General features: G+C 73.7%; 15 protein-coding genes. 8 read left to right on the top strand and 7 right to left on the bottom strand.

Annotated features, from left to right (window positions below; genetic code table 11):
• The first annotated feature begins 43 nt into the window (after positions 1-43).
• The 3 genes from ACIPJI_RS14945 (at position 44) to ACIPJI_RS14935 (ending at position 3,973) form a co-directional block, all read left to right on the top strand.
• On the top strand, positions 44-1,102 hold the full coding sequence (locus ACIPJI_RS14945) for a ketoacyl-ACP synthase III family protein (RefSeq protein WP_307711098.1): 1,059 nt from the start codon (positions 44-46) through the stop codon (positions 1,100-1,102).
• The gene (locus ACIPJI_RS14940; RefSeq protein ID WP_402246546.1) at positions 1,093-1,821 is read left to right on the top strand and encodes a transglutaminase-like domain-containing protein; all 729 of its coding nucleotides are present in this window, start codon (positions 1,093-1,095) and stop codon (positions 1,819-1,821) included. The genes ACIPJI_RS14945 and ACIPJI_RS14940 overlap by 10 nt, the downstream gene beginning before the upstream one ends.
• Positions 1,822-1,951: 130 nt before the next feature.
• A complete protein-coding gene (locus tag ACIPJI_RS14935; protein ID WP_402246544.1) occupies positions 1,952-3,973 on the top strand; it encodes a pentapeptide repeat-containing protein in 2,022 nt (673 codons plus the stop codon).
• A gap of 96 nt (positions 3,974-4,069) precedes the next feature.
• Here the strand turns inward: ACIPJI_RS14935 and ACIPJI_RS14930 are convergent, their stop codons facing one another.
• Positions 4,070-4,720, bottom strand: a complete 651-nt coding sequence (locus tag ACIPJI_RS14930; protein ID WP_356622369.1) for a DUF1772 domain-containing protein — start codon at positions 4,718-4,720, stop codon at positions 4,070-4,072.
• Positions 4,721-4,986: 266 nt separating this feature from the next.
• Between ACIPJI_RS14930 and ACIPJI_RS14925 the strand changes: the two genes are divergently transcribed.
• The gene (locus ACIPJI_RS14925) at positions 4,987-6,453 is read left to right on the top strand and encodes an MFS transporter (protein WP_402246541.1); all 1,467 of its coding nucleotides are present in this window, start codon (positions 4,987-4,989) and stop codon (positions 6,451-6,453) included.
• On the opposite strand, the gene ACIPJI_RS14920 is transcribed toward ACIPJI_RS14925, so the two are convergent.
• The gene (locus ACIPJI_RS14920) at positions 6,446-7,897 is read right to left on the bottom strand and encodes a multicopper oxidase family protein (protein ID WP_402246539.1); all 1,452 of its coding nucleotides are present in this window, start codon (positions 7,895-7,897) and stop codon (positions 6,446-6,448) included. The two genes, ACIPJI_RS14925 and ACIPJI_RS14920, sit on opposite strands and share 8 nt — an antisense overlap.
• A gap of 271 nt (positions 7,898-8,168) precedes the next feature.
• Between ACIPJI_RS14920 and ACIPJI_RS14915 the strand changes: the two genes are divergently transcribed.
• The 3 genes from ACIPJI_RS14915 to ACIPJI_RS14905 all read left to right on the top strand — a co-directional run bounded on the left by ACIPJI_RS14915 (position 8,169) and on the right by ACIPJI_RS14905 (position 11,017).
• Positions 8,169-9,548 carry an aminotransferase class I/II-fold pyridoxal phosphate-dependent enzyme gene (locus ACIPJI_RS14915; RefSeq protein ID WP_307711091.1) on the top strand — a complete coding sequence of 460 codons (1,380 nt, stop codon included), beginning with the start codon at positions 8,169-8,171 and terminating at the stop codon, positions 9,546-9,548.
• Between the two features lie 231 nt (positions 9,549-9,779).
• A complete protein-coding gene (locus tag ACIPJI_RS14910) occupies positions 9,780-10,382 on the top strand; it encodes a hypothetical protein (protein WP_402246537.1) in 603 nt (200 codons plus the stop codon).
• Positions 10,379-11,017, top strand: a complete 639-nt coding sequence (locus ACIPJI_RS14905) for a DUF6875 domain-containing protein (protein ID WP_307711089.1) — start codon at positions 10,379-10,381, stop codon at positions 11,015-11,017. Before ACIPJI_RS14910 ends, ACIPJI_RS14905 begins: the two co-directional genes overlap by 4 nt.
• A 69-nt stretch (positions 11,018-11,086) precedes the next feature.
• On the opposite strand, the gene ACIPJI_RS14900 is transcribed toward ACIPJI_RS14905, so the two are convergent.
• Positions 11,087-12,088 carry an alpha/beta hydrolase gene (locus tag ACIPJI_RS14900; RefSeq protein WP_402246535.1) on the bottom strand — a complete coding sequence of 334 codons (1,002 nt, stop codon included), beginning with the start codon at positions 12,086-12,088 and terminating at the stop codon, positions 11,087-11,089.
• Positions 12,072-12,773 carry an indole-3-glycerol-phosphate synthase gene (locus tag ACIPJI_RS14895; protein WP_307711087.1) on the bottom strand — a complete coding sequence of 234 codons (702 nt, stop codon included), beginning with the start codon at positions 12,771-12,773 and terminating at the stop codon, positions 12,072-12,074. The genes ACIPJI_RS14900 and ACIPJI_RS14895 overlap by 17 nt, the downstream gene beginning before the upstream one ends.
• Before the next feature lie 676 nt (positions 12,774-13,449).
• Between ACIPJI_RS14895 and ACIPJI_RS14890 the strand changes: the two genes are divergently transcribed.
• Positions 13,450-14,814, top strand: a complete 1,365-nt coding sequence (locus ACIPJI_RS14890) for an MGH1-like glycoside hydrolase domain-containing protein (protein WP_402246619.1) — start codon at positions 13,450-13,452, stop codon at positions 14,812-14,814.
• Between the two features lie 31 nt (positions 14,815-14,845).
• Here the strand turns inward: ACIPJI_RS14890 and ACIPJI_RS14885 are convergent, their stop codons facing one another.
• From ACIPJI_RS14885 to ACIPJI_RS14875, 3 genes are all read right to left on the bottom strand, one after another.
• Positions 14,846-15,991 (bottom strand): acyl-CoA dehydrogenase family protein, encoded by a 1,146-nt coding sequence (locus ACIPJI_RS14885; protein WP_402246533.1) that lies wholly within the window; start codon positions 15,989-15,991, stop codon positions 14,846-14,848.
• A 28-nt stretch (positions 15,992-16,019) separates the two neighbouring features.
• Positions 16,020-16,394 (bottom strand): ectoine synthase, encoded by a 375-nt coding sequence (locus ACIPJI_RS14880; protein ID WP_307711085.1) that lies wholly within the window; start codon positions 16,392-16,394, stop codon positions 16,020-16,022.
• Between the two features lie 143 nt (positions 16,395-16,537).
• Positions 16,538-17,584 carry a hypothetical protein gene (locus ACIPJI_RS14875; RefSeq protein WP_356625471.1) on the bottom strand — a complete coding sequence of 349 codons (1,047 nt, stop codon included), beginning with the start codon at positions 17,582-17,584 and terminating at the stop codon, positions 16,538-16,540.

Here is a 17,584-nt window from a genome sequence, read left to right as displayed (position 1 = left end):
CCTCCCCGCGCCCGTTCCTGTGCCGTCACGAAAGGACCGTCCCATGCGCCACGACGACATCCATCTCGCCGCCACCGGTGCCTGGCACCCCAAGACGGTGCCGGTCGACGAGGCCATCGCCGACGGCCGCTACAGCCGCGAGTACCAGCGTGCGACCGGGCAGCAGCGGGTCGCCGTCTGCGACGACGACGCCGACTCGCAGCCCGCGATGGCCCTGCGGGCGGCGCGGGCCGCGCTCGGCCGGTCGAGGATCGGGGCCGAACGGTTCGCGCTGCTGCTGCACGCGGTGGCGACCCACAACGGGCTGCCCGGCTGGAACGCCGCCTCCTATCTCCAGCATCACGTCCTGGACGGGCACGGTGTCTCGCTGGAGATCCACCAGCTGTCCAACTCCGCAGTCGGCGCGCTGGAGTTGGCGTGCACGCATCTGGCGGCCGGCCCGGCCGGCCGGGCGGCGATGATCACCGCCGCGGACCGGTTCGGCGACGGCGCCTGGGACCGGTGGCGTGCCGCGCCGCCGGTGTTCGTCTTCGGAGACGGGGCGAGCGCCGCCGTGGTGACCCGCGGTGAGGGTTTCGCCCGGGTCGTGTCCACCGTGTCCGTCGCCGACACCGGCCTGGAGGGCATGCAGCGCGGCTCGATGCCGTTCTCCGCCGATCCGCGGGCCGGCTATCCGATCGGCTTCTTCGACCGGGTGATGGAGTTCTCCGACACCCTCGCCGGCGGGCTCGACGAGGCCAAGCAGCGCATGGCCGACCTGATGCACCGGGCCGGTGAGCAGGCCATGGCGGAGGCCGGGATCACCGCCGCCGACGTGCGGTGGGTGGCCGGGCCGGCGCTGGGCCGCGAGGCTCTGTACGAACAGTGCCTGGACCCGCTGGGCATCGACATCGACCGCTCCACCTGGCCGTTCGCCCGCCGGGTGGGGCACGTGGGCTGCACGGACCAGTTGGCCGCCCTCGACGACCTGATCGTCTCCGGCGCGATCGAGGCGGGCGAGAGGGTGCTGGTCGCCGGGCTGGGCGGCGGCTACAACTGCACGGTCGCCGTGCTGGAGTTCACCGCCGCACCCGCCGTACCGGAGGCCGGGGAATGTCGCTGACGCCGGCCGTGGTGCGGATACCCGAGGACGTGCGCCGCTGTCTGGAACCCGGCCGCTACGTCGACAGCGCCCACCCCGCGGTGCGGGAGGCCGCGGCCCGCGTCGCGCCGGGCGCGCACGGCGTCGACAAGGCGCGTGCCCTGTACGAGCAGGTGCGCGACCGGATCGGCTACTGCAGCATCCCGCCGGGCCGGGCGATCTCGATGGGCGCGTATCTGCGGGACAAGGAGACCTACCGGGCCAGCAGCGTGCTGGCCGAGGGGCACGGCTTCTGCGTGAGCAAGGCGTCGCTGCTGACGGCGCTGGCGCGGGCGTCGGGGATCCCGGCCCGGGTGGCGTTCGCCGACGTGGTCAACCACCATCACACCGGGCGGCGGCTGCGGGCGGCGACCGGCACCGACGTGTTCGCCTGGCACGGCTACAGCGAACTGTGGCTGGAGGGCCGGTGGGTGAAGGCGACCCCGATGTTCCACCGCACGCTGTGCGAACGGCTGGGGGTGGAACCGACCGACTTCGACGGACGCGGCGACGCGCTGCTGCCCGACCGGGACCGGCGGGGCGCGGCGTTCTTCTCCTACGCCGCACGGCACGGCAGCTTCCACGACGTGCCGGCCCTGTTCCTCACCACGCAGATCCCGCAGCGCTACCCGGGGCTGGACGAGTACCGGCAGCTGGCGGACCCTGCGCAGGGTCCGGGCGGCGGGCCGACGAGACCTTGACGCGGGGAGGGGCGCGGCGGTGGTCGGCGCGCGTCCGGCGGGCCCGGGGGCGGCGAAGGTGGCGGGTGAGGCGCCGTCCGTCCGATGATCGTGCCGCAACCGATCAGGCTCCGGAAGGGTCTTCACCCCCATGGCACCCGCCCCCTCTCAGCCGCCCTGGCCGCACTGCGGGCACGGCACCACGGCCGGCGATCCCGTCGGCTGCACCGGCCGCGAGGTCGAGCCGTACACCGCCTGTCTGGCCCACCTCAGTGAGAACCTGCGCAGCGGTTACCTCGCCACCCTGGCTCCCGGCAGCGACGTCGACCACCGGGGCACCGAGTTCGATGCGCCGCTCCTCGGCCGTCTCCTGGGCGCTCTGCACGATCCGGCGACCGGCGCACCCCGTCTTGGCACCGCGGACTTCGAGTCGGCGGCGTTCACGGGCGGCCTCGCCCTTTTCGAGGAGGCGACGTTCGGTGGCCAGGCACGGTTCGAGGCGGCGGAGTTCAGTGGTGACGCCTTCTTCGGGTCGGCGACGTTCGGTGGCCGTGCCTCCTTCAGGGCGGCGAGGTTCGACGGCTCTGCACGCTTCGACTCGGCGGAGTTCGCCGGCGAAGTGCGCTTCGACTTGGCGGAGTTCCGGCGCGAGGCCTGGTTCGAGGAGGCGGTGTTCGCACGGGACGCCCGCTTCGATTCGACGGGATTCAGGGGCGAGGTCCGCTTCGATTCGGCGACGTTCAACGGCGATGCCCTCCTCGATCTCGCGGGGTTCGCACGGGACGCCCGCTTCGGGTCGGCGGTGTTCAACGGCGCCGCTCTGTTCGAGGCGGCGACCTTCACCCGCGAAGCGTGGTTCGAATCAGCAACGTTCACCGGCGAGGCCGGATTCGGATCGGCGACCTTCAGTGACACGGCCTGGTTCGACAGTGCGACGTTCACCGGCGAGGCCCGGTTCGAAGCCACGGCCTTCATGGGCGAGGCCCGGTTCGAGGCGGCCGCCTTCTTGGGCCAGGCACGGTTCGAGGCGGCGGAGTTCGCCGGCGAGGCCCGATTCGATTCTGCCGTGTTCGAGCGTGCGGCGAGTGTGGGGCCTTTGGTGTGCGCGGGGAGAGCCGTGTTCTCGGGCGCGACGTTCGGCGGGCCGGTGACCCTGGCGATCGCGGCACGGAGTCTGGTGTGCCGGCGCACCCGGTGGTCTTCCACCGCGTCCCTGCAACTGCGTTACGCGACCGTGGACTTCGGCCATGCGGTGTTCGAGTACCCGCTCAGCATCGCGGCGGAGGCCGACCCATTCGCCCTGCCGGACGGCCGGGTCGTCGACGAGGTTCCCCTTGCCGGCGGCGCGGGCCCCGGCGTCCGGATCGGCACGCTGCGGGGTGTGGACGCCGCCCACCTGGTGCTGGCCGATGTCGACCTGTCGCGCTGCCTGTTGACCGGCACGGTGCATCTCGACCAGCTGCGGCTGGAGGGCGCTTGTTCGTTCGCCGAGGTTCCACCGCACCGGCGCTGGCGCCCCGTGCGGTTCACCGCGCGCCGGACGCTCGCGGAGGAGCAGCACTGGCGGGCGAGGCACCGGTCGTCCGTGCGGGGTTGGGACGTGTCCGTGCTCGGGGCGCAGGATGTGCGGCCGGCGTCGCTCGCGCCGGTGTACCGGCAGTTGCGGAAGTCGTTCGAGGACAGCAAGAACGAACCGGGCGCTGCGGATTTCTACTACGGCGAGATGGAGATGCGCCGCCACGATCCACAGACGCCGCGTGCCGAGCGCGGTCTGCTGAACGTGTACTGGGCGCTGTCCGGGTACGGGCTGCGGGCGCTGCGGGCGGTGAGCTGGCTGGCGCTGGCCACGGTGACGACGCTGGTGGTGATGATGCTGTGGGGGCTGCCCGAGGGCGATCCCAAGCCCGTGTCGAAAGGGACGGTCGCCGGCAGTGAGGTGAGCCTGACGACCGACACGCCCAAGCCGGTCAACCCCGACAGCGGTTACCTGGAGCGTCTGTCGTCCGACCGGTTCGAGAAGAGCCTGCGGGTGGTCGTGAACTCGGTGATCTTCCGGTCCTCCGGCCAGAACCTCACCACCACCGGCACCTACACGGAGATGCTGTCCCGCCTGACCGAGCCGGTGCTGCTCGGCCTGGCCGTGCTCGCGGTGCGCGGGCGTGTGAAGCGTTAGGCCGGGCCTCCCCGCGCCGGTCCCTGGAGGCCCATCGCCCCCTGGGGCCTGGCCTGTGAGGCGCCATGAGCAGGCGCCCGGCGCGGTGGCCGGTGGTCAGCCGGTGCGCGGGGCGTACGGCGGGAAGTGCGGCGGCGGGGCCTGCGGGGCGGTGGGGGCCGGGGTGGTGGCGGTGGCGCGGCCGTGGAGTTTCAGGCAGTGGGCCAGGCATCCCAGCGCGCCGGCGCACAGCAGGGTCCGCATGATGTTGGTGGTCTCCCAGATGCCCTTGAACTTGTCGACGAGGGCGAAGTCGGTGGCCTTCGCCGGGTCGCCGAGCTGCGCGAGTTCCATGTTCAGGGGGATGTTGACGGAGAACGTGATGAGCAGCGCCACCAGGTAGAGGGCCGCGGCGATCGCGGCCCACAGGGCCGGTGAGCGGTGGCCGCGACGGAAGTCGAGGACGGCGGCGGTGGTGGTGGCGATGAACGCGCCGATGAAAACGAGTGCGAACAGGCCGCTGTTGTCGATGAGTTGGTTGAAGTTCTGCATCGCTTCGACGTAGACGCGGTCGTCGGTCCGGGCGAGGCCCGGCATGATCGACACGTCGAAGGTGAAGAACAGGCCGGCCATCAGGCCCATGGTGACGGTCGAGATCACCAGCAGCGGGCCGGTCGTCCTGCTCGGTCGGCGGGCCGGGCGCGGGGGCGGCGGCGCGGGCGCGTACGGGTTCGCGGGGCCGTACGGGTGGTACGGGTTGGCAGCCATGGGGTCCTCACTCGGTCGGTTGCGAGGCTCGCGGCAGGTGTCGGGCGACGCGCACACGGGCGTCGGGAGCCTAGGCGCGGGCCCGGTGGCCGGCCAGGGCGGTTGGAGCGGATCTGGACCGGGTCTCGAGGGCACCGGCCGGTTGGTGGGTGGCGCCGTGTGCGGCGGGGTGTCGGGGCGAGCGGGTGTCGACGGTTTCTCGAGCGGTCCCTGAGAGCGTGCCGGGGGCGCTGTCCGCGCCGGGAAGCATCTCGAGGAGGCCGACCATGACCGCGCAGCTCTCCGACCAGCCCTTGCCGGCCGCCCCGGCGGGGCCCCGGCCCGCGACCGCGACCGCGTCCGGGCCCGGGCCCGTGTCCGTCACCGGGCCCGGTGCGGGTGGGTGTGCGGGGAAGAAGCGGCGGGCGGCCGGTGCGCTCGCGGTGATCGCCGGCTGCAACGCGATGATCCAGCTGGACGATCCGATCGTGAACATCGCGCTGCCGGGGATGCGGGCCGACCTGGGTCTGTCGGCCGTCGGGGCCTCGTGGGTGCTGACCGCCTATCTGCTGGCGTTCGGCGGGCTGTTGCTGCTCGGCGGGCGGCTGGGTGATCTGCTGGGCCGGCGGCGGGTGTTCATGGCGGGGGTGGGGCTGTTCACGGCCGCCGCGGCGCTGCGTGGCGCGGCTTCGTCGGGCGAGATGCTGATCGCGGTGCGGGCGGTGCAGGGCGTGGGTGCGGCGCTGGCCGCGCCCAGCGGGCTGGCGCTGCTGCTGAGCATGTTCCCCCAGGGTCCCGCGCGGACGCGGGCGATCGCGGTGTGCACGGCGGCCGGGGCGCTCAGCACGGCCGGCGGGCTGCTGCTGGCCGGTGCGCTGACCTCGCTCGGCTCGTGGCGGTGGGTGGTGTATCTGGATGTGCCGGTGGGGGTGGCGATCGTGGTGGCGGCGCCGTTCGTGCTCCGCGAGACGCCGCGGGTGCGGGGCCGTCTCGACGCGGCGGGGGCGCTGCTGTCGGCGCTGGGCGCGGCGGCGCTGGTGTTCGGGCTGGCGCGGGCGGCCGAGCGGCCGTGGGGCGACATGAGTGTGGCAGGCAGTGTGCTGGCGGGGGTCGCGGGGCTGGTGCTGTTCGCGGTGGTCGAACGCCGGGTCCGGCAGCCGCTGGTGGCGCCGGCGCTGTTCGCCGACCGGGACCGGCTCCTGGCGTACGGGGCGACGCTCGCGGTGCCGGGGGCGGTGATCGGCACGTACTTCTTCCTCAACCAGTTCTTCCAGGCGGGGCGGGGCTGGTCGGCGCTGGTGGCGGCGTGTGCGCTGCTGCCGCTGCCGGTGACGACGGCGCTCGCCGCGGCCGGTGGTGAGCGGCTGCTGCGGCGGCTGGGGGCGCGGCGGATGCTGGCGGTGGGTGCGGGGCTGCTGGTGTGCGGGAACGGGTGGCTGGCGCTGTCGGCGACGGGCCCCTACCCGGTGGTGCTGCCGGCGCTGGTGCTGCTGGGGGCGGGGATGGCGTGCGGGGTGCTGCCGCTGACGGTGCTGGCGACGTCGTCGCCGGCGCCGGACGGGGTGGGGGCGGCGTCCGGGGTGCTGAACGCGGTGCAGAGCGTGGGTGGTTCGGTGGGGCTCGCGACGCTGGTGACGGTGGCGTCGCACGGCCGCGGGGCGGCGGCCGGGTTCGTCGCAGGCGCCGGGTTCGCGGCTGTGGCGCTGGTGGCCGCCGCCGCGTTGCGGAGGCGGCCGGCGGCCGGCGTCAGCTGATGCGCATCTGGGCCATCATGCCCATCGCGGAGTGGTCGAGCAGGTGGCAGTGGTAGACGTAGGTGCCGCGGTAGGTGTCGAAGGTGGCGTGGAGCCGGACGGTTTCGCCGGGCAGCAGCCGCACGGTGTCCTTGAGGCCGGACTCGGAGGGGTCGGGGGCCTGGCCGTTGCGGGCGAGGACCCTGAACTGCACCAGGTGCAGGTGGAAGTTGTGCGGGACCAAGGTGTTCGGGTTCGTGACGGTCCAGATCTCGCTCGCGCCGTGGCGGATGCGGGTGTCGATGCGGTCGTGGTCGAAGACATGGCCGTTGATGAGGCCCTGGGCGGTCGGGGCGCCGCTCTCGTCGCTCATGCGCAGTTCGAAGGAGCGTTCGGCGGTCGCGGTGGGCAGCGGCGGCAGGGTGCGCAGCACGGCCGGGACGCGGCTGGGGTCGGATGCGGTGCGCACGACGTCGAACCGCAGGACCTGGCCGACCTGTTCGGGGCTGCCGGGGCCGAGGGTGTTCTCGAGGACGAGCCGGGTGCCGACGGGGTAGCGGGAGAAGTCGATGACGATGTCGGCGCGTTCGGCGGGTGAGAGCCACAGGGAGTCGAGGGTGGCGGGGGCGGGCAGCAGGCCGCCGTCGGAGCCGATCTGGGTGATGGGGCCGCCGTCGGCGAGGCGCAGGTGGAAGAAGCGCAGGTTGGAGGAGTTCAGCAGCCGGAAGCGGTACTTGCGGGCGGCGACCTGGAGGTAGGGGTAGGGCTTGCCGTTGGCGAGGAGGGTGGTGCGGCCGAGGGCGTCGTCCATCTCGTAGACGAGGCGGCCGCGTTCGTCGAGGCGGGCGTCGCGCAGGGCGATGGGGATGTCGTAGGAGCCGGCGGGCAGCGGCAGTGCCTGTTCGGTGTCGTCGGTGAGCAGGTAGGAGCCGGACAGGCCGCGGTAGACGTGTTCGGACTCGTGGTGGTGGGCGTGGTCGTGGTACCAGAGCGGGGCGTGGGGCTGCCGGTTGGGGTAGGTGTAGGTGCGGGTCGTGCCGGGGGCGAAGGTGTCCATGGGGGCGCCGTCGTCACCGGGCGGGACTGAGGCGCCGTGCAGGTGGACGGAGGCGGGGTTCTCCAGGGAGTTGCGGTGGTGGACGACGACCGGGCGGCCGGATCTGGCCTTGATGGTGGGACCCGGGAAGTGGCCGTTGTAGGTGAGGACCTCGGTGCTGATGCCGGGGAGTATCTCGGTGCGGGCGCGGCGCAGGGTGAGGGCGTAGGTGTCCTTGCCGCCGGCGGTGGACACCGGGGTGAGGACGGGCGGTACGGGCAGCGCGGTGGCGAACAACGGGGCGCTCGCGGGGCTGGTGCCGGCCTGGGCGTTGCGGGCCGTGAGCAGCGGGGTGAGAGCGGCGGCGGTGAACAGTGAGGTTCCGGTGGTGGCGAGCGCTGCGCCGAGCAGGCGGCGTCTGGTGACCATGGTGTTCTCCCTTGAGGGCAGGGGCTGGGCGGGCTGAGTGCAGCACGGGCGGCTCGCACGGCACTCGGGTACGCCCGCGCCTCGCGGGACGGGGCCCGGGGCGGGGCACCGGGGCACCGGGGTCGTTGGGGTCTGGCGGGGCGCGCGGGTGGGGTGCGCGGCGTCGGGGCGGGTGGCGGCCAGGGCCGGGCCGGGGCTCGCGTTGCGGGGGCGTTGCGCCGCTGTCCGTATACCTGGGGCGTCGGTCGTGCCGCCCTGGAAGGACGTTGTCGTGGATCTTCGGTACTGGCTTCCGCGTGCGGTGGACGTCTTCGAGCGGTTCGGGGAGCGGTTCGGCCCGTTCACCGCCCATCCCAGTCACCGGATCGACGACGCGGCGTTCACGCCGGTCTTCGAGCGGTTCGCCAAGCGGCTGGACGACAACTATCCGTTCTTCCACCCGTCGTACGCGGGGCAGATGGTCAAGGCGCCGCATCCGGCGGCCGTCGTCGGCTATGTGACGGCGATGCTGTTCAACCCGAACAACCATGCCGCGGAGGGCGGTCCTGCGACCACCGAGATGGAACGTGAGTGTGTCGCCTCGCTCGGTGCGATGTTCGGTCTTCAGGAGCCGCTGGGCCATCTGACGACCAGCGGCACGATGGCGAACCTGGAGGCGCTGTACGTGGCGCGCCAGTCCCATCCGGGCCGGGGTGTCGCCTACAGCTCCGAGTGCCATTACACGCATGAGCGGATGTGCCATGTGCTGGGCATGGAGGGCCACCGGGTGCCGGTCGACGCGCGGGGCCGTATCGACCTCGAGGCGCTGGAGCGGCTGCTGGCGACGGGCCGGGTCGGGACCGTGGTGGTGACGCTGGGGACGACGGGGCTGGGCGCGGTCGACGAGGTGCACGAGGTGCTGCCGATGGCGCGCCGCCACGGGGCGCGGGTGCATGTGGACGCGGCCTACGGCGGTTTCTACGCGCTGCTGGGCCGTTCCGTGGACCCGGTGGGCCTGGACCCGCGGCCGTGGGCGGCGGTCGCCGGGTGCGACTCGGTGGTGGTCGACCCGCACAAGCACGGTCTGCAGCCCTACGGCTGCGGGGCGGTGTTGTTCAACGACCCGGGGGCCGGGCGGCATTTCGCGCACGACTCCCCCTACACGTACTTCACGCAGGCGGAGCTGCATCTGGGCGAGATCAGCCTGGAGTGCTCGCGGGCGGGTGCGGCGGCGGCCGGTCTGTGGCTGACGTTGCAGCTGCTGCCGCTGAACCGGGAGGGCTTCGGCGAGATGCTCGCCGCGAGCCGCCGGGCGGCGCTCCGCTGGGCGGATCTGCTGGACGGCTCCGACGTGCTGGAGCTGTACCAGCGGCCGGATCTCGACATCGTCACGTATGTGCCGGCGGTGCGGCCGTTCTCGCTCGCGTCCGTCGACGCGGCCTGTGAGCGGCTGCTGCACGAGGGCATGTACGCGGCCGACGATCCGGTGTTCCTGAGTGTGCTGCGCGCGGACGCCGACGCGTTCGCCCGGCGTCATCCGCGGGTTGTGCGGGACGCCGGTGCGGCGCGGGTGATGCGCAGTGTCCTGATAAAGCCGGAGGCCGAGCTCCGTCTCGACCGGCTCCACGCCAGGGTGGAGCAGCTGGCCGCCCTGGCCGCCGGGAGACAGTAGGCCCCTTTCTTCGCGGGCCGGTCCGCCCGGTGAGCGGGGACCTGGTGCCGCCCTCCGTGATGCGCGGGCGCGGGCACGGCTTCGCCGTGTCCGGCGCCGGCGGCGCGGCGGGCCGGCGGCGGGGCCCGTGAGCCCGGCCGGGCCCGTGGGGGCGGGGCGTGCGGGGCGCGGACGGCCGGCGCCGTTCTCTTTGGAGGGATGGGTCCCTTGTCCTCGTCAACAGTTCCGGCGGTGCCGGCATGTGTCGGCAGGCCCGCGTCGCGGGCCGATTCCGATGTGCTGGCCGCGCTGCTGGCCGATGCTTTCTTCGATGATCCCCTCGCCCGGTGGATCACTCCCGACGACAAGCGCCGCGCCGCGGTGCTGCCCGGTTTCTTCCGGGTGTTCCTTTCCATGTCGTTCGCGTTCGACGCGGTGCGCACCACCGCCGGGCGGGATGCGGTGATGACGTTCCTGCCGCCGGGCGGCTGGGAGGAGGTGGAGCGGCACGGTGACGCCTACGGGCGGCAGTTCGCCCAGGTGCTGGGCGAGGACGCGGCCCGGCTGGCGGAGATCACCGCTCTGCAGGCGGCCAACCATCCGGTGGGCCGGCCGCACTACTACCTGGCGTTCGGTGCGGTGTCCCCCCGGGCGCGCGGCGCGGGTGTGCTGTCGTCGCTGGTGGGTGAGGTGACGAAGTGGGCGGACGCGCAGGGCGTGGGTGTGTACACGGAGGCGAGCTCGCCCGGCGGGCGGGCGGCGTGCCTGCGGCACGGTTTCACGCCGGCCGGGCCGGCGCTCACGCTGCCGGGCGGCGGGCCGTCGCTGGAGCCGCTGTGGAGGGATCCGCGTTGAGGGGCGACGAGACGCTGAGGATCTTCTCCGCCTCCGAGGTGGAGCAGGACATGGTGCCGCCGGAGCATGCCGGGCCGCTGCGGCAGGTGCTGGAATGGAGCCGCGAGTTCCTGGTGAGCGGGCATCCGGCGCTGGGCCGCAGCGGCCCCGTGTGCCCGTACACGCAGCCGTCGCTGCGCCGTGACCTGTTCCTGCTGGCCGTGCCGGCGGCGGGGACGGACGAGGCCGAGCTCGCGGACGCGGTGGCGCATCTGCGGGTCTGGTACGAGAAGCTGGCGGTGGACCTGGACGCGGAGGAGCGGGAGCTGCTCACGCTGCTGATGGTGCTGCCGCATCTGGACCGGTCGGACTCGGCGCCGCTGGACGCGCTGCAGCGGGCGGCGAAGGACGAGTTCGTCGCCGAGGGGCTGATGATCGGCCAGTTCCATCCGGAGTGCGCGGAGCCGGGCCTGTGGAACGAGGACTTCCGGCCGTTGCGTTCGCCGGTGCCGCTGCTGGCGGTGCGCCGGCTGCTGGTGTTCGACCTGCCGTTCCTGGTGAACACGGACTTGCATCTGTCGCACTATCTGCGGCAGTTCGCGCCGGGGATCCCGGCGCGGATGCGGGACGAGCTGGTGAGCCGGGTGGTGTCCTGACGGTTCCGTGCACGCTGCTGCCCCGGCCCCCTGTCGAGGGGGCCGGGGCAGCGTCGTGCGCAGCGGCGGTCAGCGGCGCAGGCACTCCTCGAGGAAGGCGAGGGCGCGCAGGTGGTAGGGGCGGGCGGCCCAGCCGAGGCTGATGTTGTGGCCGGCTGCGTCCTGGCGGTCGACACGGACCCGGGGGGAGGCGCTGAGGCGGGCGGCCATCGCGGTGAGCGCGGCGTCGTCGGTGTGCCACCACTGTTCGTGCTCGGCGAAGGTGAGGCGTACCGGGACCCGCACGCGGGGGGCGAGCTGCCGGTAGCGCAGCGGCCAGGGCGGGCCGGGGTCGTGTTCCTCGCGGCGGGGGGTGGGGGCCATCAGGGCGCGGGCGCCCTGGAAGGTGCCGGGCGGGTAGAGGTGCATGGGGCCCCAGTTGAGGCTCCAGGCGCCGCCGCCGAGGGTGGCGGGGAAGCCGCGGGCGGCGGGGGCGTAGTGGTGGCCGAGGCCGGAGATGTCGAGGCCGATCAGGGTGTCGTCGGTGTCGTCGGCCGCGGCGTGCAGGGCGAGCTTTCCGCCGTAGGAGTGGGCGAGGAGGAAGAACCCGGCGCCGGTGGGGTGTTCGCGGGCGAACGCGGCGAGGGCCCGGTGCAAGGTGGCGGACTGCTCGGCGAGCGGCTGGCCGTCCGGGTGGCGGGCGGCGAGGCGGCCGTGGCCGGGGCGGTCGACGGCGAGGACCGGGTGGCCGAGGCGCGCGGCGAGGGTGAGCAGGGACAGGTCGGGGTGGGCGGGTGAGTGGAAGTAGCGGGCGTGCATGCCGAGGCCGTGGACGGCGACGACGACGGCCCGGGGCTCACCGGCGGCGGGGTGGGGTCTCGCGTACAGGGCGGACAGCTGAAGGGCGCCGGTGTCGAGGGTGATCTCCTCGATCCGCACGCCCTGGCTCGCGGCGTCCGTCGTCCCCGGCCGGGCGGTGGGCCCGGGCCCGGCGGGGGCGGCTGCCGCCCGCGGCGCCGGGGGCGCGGGTACGGGCGCGGCGGGCGGCCGGGACGGCGCGGGCGCGGCGGGCGGTTCAGGCAGCCGGGGCATGGCGGGCGCTGCTGACGGTGGGCCAGGCGTGCAGGTCCTCGGTGCGCAGCAGTGCGGTGGCGATGAGCAGGCCCCGGTAGCCGGCCCGCAGCAGGCGGGCGGCGGTCTCGGGGGTGTCGATCGCGCTGGCGCTGACCGGGCAGGGCGTGCCGGCGGCGGTCAGGGCGGGCAGCAGGGCCAGGCTGCGGCCGATGTCGCCGGTGTCCTGTTCGCGGGTCTTGATGTCCTTGTTGTTGACGGCGATCACGCACTCGTCGGCGTGCGGGACGTGTCCGAGCTCGGCCTCGTCGGTGATCTCGACGAACGGGGTGAGGCCGGTGCGCAGGGCGGCGGTCACCAGGGAGCGCATGCTGGAGGCCGGCAGCAGTGCGGCGGTGAGCAGCACGGCGGACGCGCCGAGGGTCCTGGCGGTCTCGAGCTGGTCGCGGCGGGTGATGAAGTCCTTCTGGAGCAGCGGGAGTTCGGTGAGGCGGGCAACATCGCGCAGCAGGTCGGGGGTGCCGCCGAACCAGCGTCCGGTCACCACGGAGATGCAGGGGGCGCCGGCCGCCTCGTAGCCGGCGACGATGTCGGCGGGCGTGCGGCCCGACATGAGGTCGATGCCGTGCGCGTCGCGCCGCTTGACCTCCATGACCAGGGGGCGTTCGGCGCCGAGCAGGGCTTCGATGAAGCGGGACGACGTCATGGTGCTCCTTCGAGGGCGAGAGGTGCGGGGCGGTGTGCCGGCCCGGCCGCCGGAAGGCAGGGTGGACCGGCGCACCGGAGCGGGGGCGCAGTGCCGGTGGAGGGCGCCGGCACTGCGCCGGAGCGCCGGGTGCCCTCAGGGCAGCAAAGCGCGCCGGGGGCAAGCGGGGTGCAAGGGGGCCGCGGGCGGGCCCGCCCGGCGCGCGGGAGGTGCGGGCGGGGCGGGCGGCCGGGGCGTTGCGCCGGCGTTGCGGGGCGCGCGGTGAGGCGGGCGGGCCGCCCGGGGCGCGTGGGGCCGGCCGCACACCCGCCGGGAGCTTATGTCGGGAATGTCACTGTGCGGGGGTGGTGATTTCCCGCGGGGGCGGCACATACCCTGTCGCTGTCCTCCGCGCTGTGCGGTCCCGAGCATCTGGAGCTCCCTGGTGGAACGCGTCCGCGGCCCGCTCGTTCCCGGGCAGGCCGCTCCGCAGGCGCCCCTGCCGCCCGGCGAGCTTCCCCTCGACGCCTCCAGGCCGCGCAGCCCCCTCGTCCCGCCGCAGGCCGGGCCCCCGCAGGTCCCCGCCGGGCCCCAGGTCCCCCCGCCGCAGGCCGGGCCGTCGCAGGCCGGTGTGGTTCCGCCGCAGGCCGGGCCCGCGCAGGCCGTCGCCGGGGCCCCGGCCGCCGGGCTCGAGGAGCTGCGCCGGCAGGCCGCGCAGGTGCTGCTGGGCAACTGGACGGGCGCTTCGACCGTCCCCTCCCCCGCCCTGTATCCGCACCAGTGGAGCTGGGACTCGGCGTTCATCGCCATCGGGCTGCGTCATCTGTCGCCCGAGCGGGCCCAGCGTGAGCTGGAGACGCTGCTGGCCGCCCAGTGGGCCGACGGGCGCATCCCGCACATCGTCTTCAACCCGGCCGTGCCGCTCGGGGCGTACTTCCCGAGCCCCGACTTCTGGCGGTCCTCCAGGGCGGGCCGGGCGGCGGGCGCCCCGGCCGAGGTGGAGACATCCGGCATCGTGCAGCCGCCCGTGCACGCGCTGGCCGCCTGGCTGGTCCACCGGAGCGACCCGGACGCCTCACGCGGCCGGGGCTTCCTGGAGCGGGCCTGGCCCGCGCTGGTGGCCTGGCACGACTATCTGCTGCGCTGCCGCGACTTCGGCGGCCAGGGGCTGGCGGCCGTGCTCCACCCGTGGGAGCCCGGCATGGACAACAGCCCCTGCTGGGACGAGCCCCTCGAGCGGGTGGAACCGGCCCCGGCCGGCTCCTTCCGGCGGGCCGACCTCGGTCACGGCGACCGTGCGGACCGGCCCACCGATCTGGACTACGGCCGGTATGTCGCTCTGGCCGCGCACTACCGGGACCACGGCTACCGCGACGCGGGCACGGAACACGCGTTCGTCGTCGAGGACCCCGGGTTCAACGCGCTGCTCGCCCTGTCGGAGCACGCCCTGGCGGCCATCGCCGGCGAGCTGGGGCAGGATGCGGCGCCGCACCGGTCCCGGGCGCAGCGGCTGACCGCCGCGCTGGTGGAGCGGCTGTGGGACGAGGGGGCCGGGCTGTTCCTGTGCCGGGACGTGCGCACCGGCGCGCTGGTGCGCGACAGGAGCGTCACCGGTCTGCTGCCGCTGGCGCTTCCCTCGCTTCCCGGGCCCGTCGCGCAGGCCCTGGTGCGCACCATGACGGGGCCGCATTTCGGGCTCGGTACTGCCTGTGGCCTGGTGCCCAGCTACGACCTGCGCGGCCGTGCCTTCGACGCGTCCCGCTACTGGCGCGGGCCGGCCTGGTTCAACGTGAACTGGCTCCTGGAGCGGGGGCTGCGGCAGCACGGCGAGGCGGGCCTGGCCGACGCCCTGGAGCAGGCGGTGCTCGCCTTCGCCGGTGGTTCCGGCTTCGCCGAGTACGTCGATCCGCACACCGGGCAGGCGCGCGGGGCGACCGGCTTCAGCTGGACCGCCGCCGTCGTCCTCGATCTGCTGGCCCGCACCGGCCCGGCCGCGAAGGCGGGTGCGCAGGCCGGTACCGCGGCCGGTGCGGCGGCCGCGGTGGCGGAGGCCGGCGGGTGACGGTTCCCCGCCCCGGAGGGCGGGGACGGTGTCACGTGCCCAGGCCCAGCATCGAGGCGATGCGGTTGTACTGGATCTCGTTGGTGCCCGAGTAGATCGTGCCGCCGACCGCGTTGCGCACGCCCTGCTCGAGCCCGTACTCGGACATGTATCCGTGCCCGCCGAAGATCTGCACGGCGGCCAGGGAACTGGCCACGTTGGCCTGGCTGGTGAGGAGTTTGGCGATGGCCAGGTCGATGGTGACGTTATCGCCGTCGTCGAGGCGCTGGGCGGTGTCGTACAGCCATTTGCGGGCTGTCTCCAGGCCGATCTTGGTGTCGACGATCTTGTTGGCGATCGATTGGTGGGAGCCGATGGGCTTGCCGAAGGAACGGCGGGTCTTCGCGTAGTCGAGGCAGCGGTCCAGCCGGTGCTGCATCTCGCCCGCGTTGACGACGAAGGAGAAGAGGACCTCCCGTTTCATCACGTAATCGAGGACGATGAACCCGCCGCCGACCCGGCCCAGCACCCGGGTCCTCGGGACGCGGCACCCGTCGAAGTAGAGCTCGCTCAGCGGCGAGGTCCGCAGTCCCATCTTCTTGATCGGCTTGCCGACGGTGAGGCCGGGGGTGTCGCGGTCCACGAGGAACGCGCTGACACCGAGCGCTCCGCCGTCGGGGCGGGTGCGGGCGTAGACGACGAACACGTCGGCGACGGGACCGTTGCTGACGAACGTCTTGCTGCCGTTCAGCACGAAGTGGTCACCGTCGCGTTCGGCGCGGGTGGTCATCGCCATCGCGTCCGAGCCGCCCTCGGACTCGGTGATGGCGTGGGCGCCGATCGCCTCGCCGGAGCAGATCAGGGGCAGGTACCTCTCTTTCTGTTCGGGCGTGCCGAACCGGGTGAGGGGGATACCGGTGCTGGCCAGGGTGGTGGTGACCGAGAAGTTCAGGCCGGCGTCCTGGCAGTGCTCCCCGAGGCCTTCGAGGACGTACATGGTGGTGAGGAGGGACTGGCCGAGGCCGCCGTGTTCCTCCTCGAAGGGCAGGGCGAGGATGCCGGTCTTCTGGATCAGTTTCCACTTGTCCCAGGAGAACTCGGCCTGCTCGTCCAGTTCTATATGGTCGGCGCTGAGCGCCTCACCCCACCGTGCCAGACCTTCGCGGAACTCGGTCTGTTCGGTGTTCCATCGGATCACTTCGGACCGCCTTACGGTTTTCGCGTCATCAGTACGCGGAGGAGACGTGCTCGTCGAGACTGTGGGTCTCGTCGCCCTGCAGGGCCGGGCTGAAGACGCACACGAGCCGCAGGTCCTCGTGGGGGCTGGCCACCAGGTAGTGGGCGTCGTGCTGGTCGAGCGCGTACATGCGGCCCGGGGTGATGGGGTGGGAGGTGCCGTCGAGCTCGATGACCTCTCCGGAGCCGGCGATGCAGTAGCAGGCCTCGAGGTGGTTGCGGTACTCGAGGCGGGACTTGGTGCCGGCCAGGACGACGGTGTCGGTGAGCGAGTAGCCGACGCCGTCGGAGGCGAGGAGGAAGCGGCGGCTGACTCCGTTGCCCCAGTCGACGGTCTTCACGTCCTCGAGGTCGCGGATGATCATGGTCAACTCCGATCTGGGTCGTGTGCGGCGCGGTGCCGCACGCTGGGAAGGACCCGAAGGTGGCCGGCGGCCACCGCTCGTGTCCTGGCCCCGCGGCCGGCGGCCGGGCGGGGACGCATGGGGGCGCCGCGGATGCGGCGGGTTCATCGGGCGGCGGGTGCGCCCGCCGCCGGGGCGGGGGTGCGCGGTGCGGTGCGCAGCCGGTCGGCCAGGGCGCGGGCGGCGCCGGAGGCGACGGCCTCGCGGGTGGCGGCGAGCGCGCTCGGCCAGTCGCCCGGGTGGCCGGAGGCGAGGACGAGGGCCGCGGCGTTGAGGCACACGGTGTCGGTGGCGGCGGGGTGGGCGGTGCCGGCGAGGACGGCGAGGAAGTGGTCCGCGGCGTCGGCGGGCGGCACGGGGCGCAGGGCGTCGAATCCGCCGCCGGGGGCGATGAGTTCGCCGGGTGCGAGCCGCCGGACGCTGCCGTCGTCGAGGTGGACGGTGTTGTCGGCGAAGCCGAGGAGTTCGTCGGCCCCCTGGTCGTTGGAGGTCAGCCAGATCCGCCGGCCGGGGAGCGTGCGGGCGAGCTCGCGCAGCACGGGCAGCGGCATGGCGGCGCTGACGCCGGTGACCTGGGCGGTGACCGGCAGGTCGGCGAGGAAGGGGCCCAGCGCGTTGAGGAAGCGGCCGAACGGTTTCATGCCGAGCGGTGCCACCGTGCGGGCCAGGCGGGTCAGTTCGGCCGGGTAGACGAACGGGCCGGCGAACGCGATGCCGTGCCGCTCGAGCATCTGCTCGGTCTGCCGGTAGGAGGCGGTCAGGCGGATCCCGAGCCGCTCCAGCAGGTCGACGGAGCCGAGGCTGGAGGTGTAGGCGCGGGAGCCGGTCTTGACGACCCGTACGCCGGTGGCCGCGGCGGTGACGGCGGCGGCGGTGGAGATGTTGAAGGTGGCGGGTCCTCCGCCGGTGCCGACGATGTTGACGGTGCCGGGCCAGGGGCCGGGCGGGGGCGTGGTTCTGCGCTCCCGCAGGGTCTCCAGCAGGGCGTGCAGGGTCTGGTGGCCGGGGAGGCTGGTGGTCAGGGAGGCCAGCAGGGCGACGGCCTGCTCCTTTTCGAGCGTGCCGTCACCGAGCCGGTCCCACAGTGATCGCCAGGTCTCGCGCTCGGTCACCGGGGCGCCTGCGAGCAGGCCGGTGAGCGCGGGATGCAT

The sequence above is a fragment of the Streptomyces sp. NPDC086835 genome (assembly GCF_044745705.1).
GTDB lineage: Bacteria > Actinomycetota > Actinomycetes > Streptomycetales > Streptomycetaceae > Streptomyces.
The sequence above is the reverse complement of the archived record's forward strand: the minus strand, read 5'-3'. Positions and strand labels throughout refer to the sequence as shown.

What these genes read in the sequence shown, in the direction of transcription:
- ACIPJI_RS14935 (WP_402246544.1), top strand. Translation starts at nt 1,952, where the DNA reads ATGGCACCCGCCCCCTCTCAGCCGCCCTGGCCGCACTGCGGGCACGGC.
- ACIPJI_RS14930 (WP_356622369.1), bottom strand. Translation starts at nt 4,720, where the DNA reads ATGGCTGCCAACCCGTACCACCCGTACGGCCCCGCGAACCCGTACGCG.
- ACIPJI_RS14900 (WP_402246535.1), bottom strand. Translation starts at nt 12,088, where the DNA reads ATGCCCCGGCTGCCTGAACCGCCCGCCGCGCCCGCGCCGTCCCGGCCG.
- ACIPJI_RS14920 (WP_402246539.1), bottom strand. Translation starts at nt 7,897, where the DNA reads ATGGTCACCAGACGCCGCCTGCTCGGCGCAGCGCTCGCCACCACCGGA.
- ACIPJI_RS14940 (WP_402246546.1), top strand. Translation starts at nt 1,093, where the DNA reads ATGTCGCTGACGCCGGCCGTGGTGCGGATACCCGAGGACGTGCGCCGC.
- ACIPJI_RS14945 (WP_307711098.1), top strand. Translation starts at nt 44, where the DNA reads ATGCGCCACGACGACATCCATCTCGCCGCCACCGGTGCCTGGCACCCC.
- ACIPJI_RS14880 (WP_307711085.1), bottom strand. Translation starts at nt 16,394, where the DNA reads ATGATCATCCGCGACCTCGAGGACGTGAAGACCGTCGACTGGGGCAAC.
- ACIPJI_RS14925 (WP_402246541.1), top strand. Translation starts at nt 4,987, where the DNA reads ATGACCGCGCAGCTCTCCGACCAGCCCTTGCCGGCCGCCCCGGCGGGG.
- ACIPJI_RS14895 (WP_307711087.1), bottom strand. Translation starts at nt 12,773, where the DNA reads ATGACGTCGTCCCGCTTCATCGAAGCCCTGCTCGGCGCCGAACGCCCC.
- ACIPJI_RS14875 (WP_356625471.1), bottom strand. Translation starts at nt 17,584, where the DNA reads ATGCATCCCGCGCTCACCGGCCTGCTCGCAGGCGCCCCGGTGACCGAG.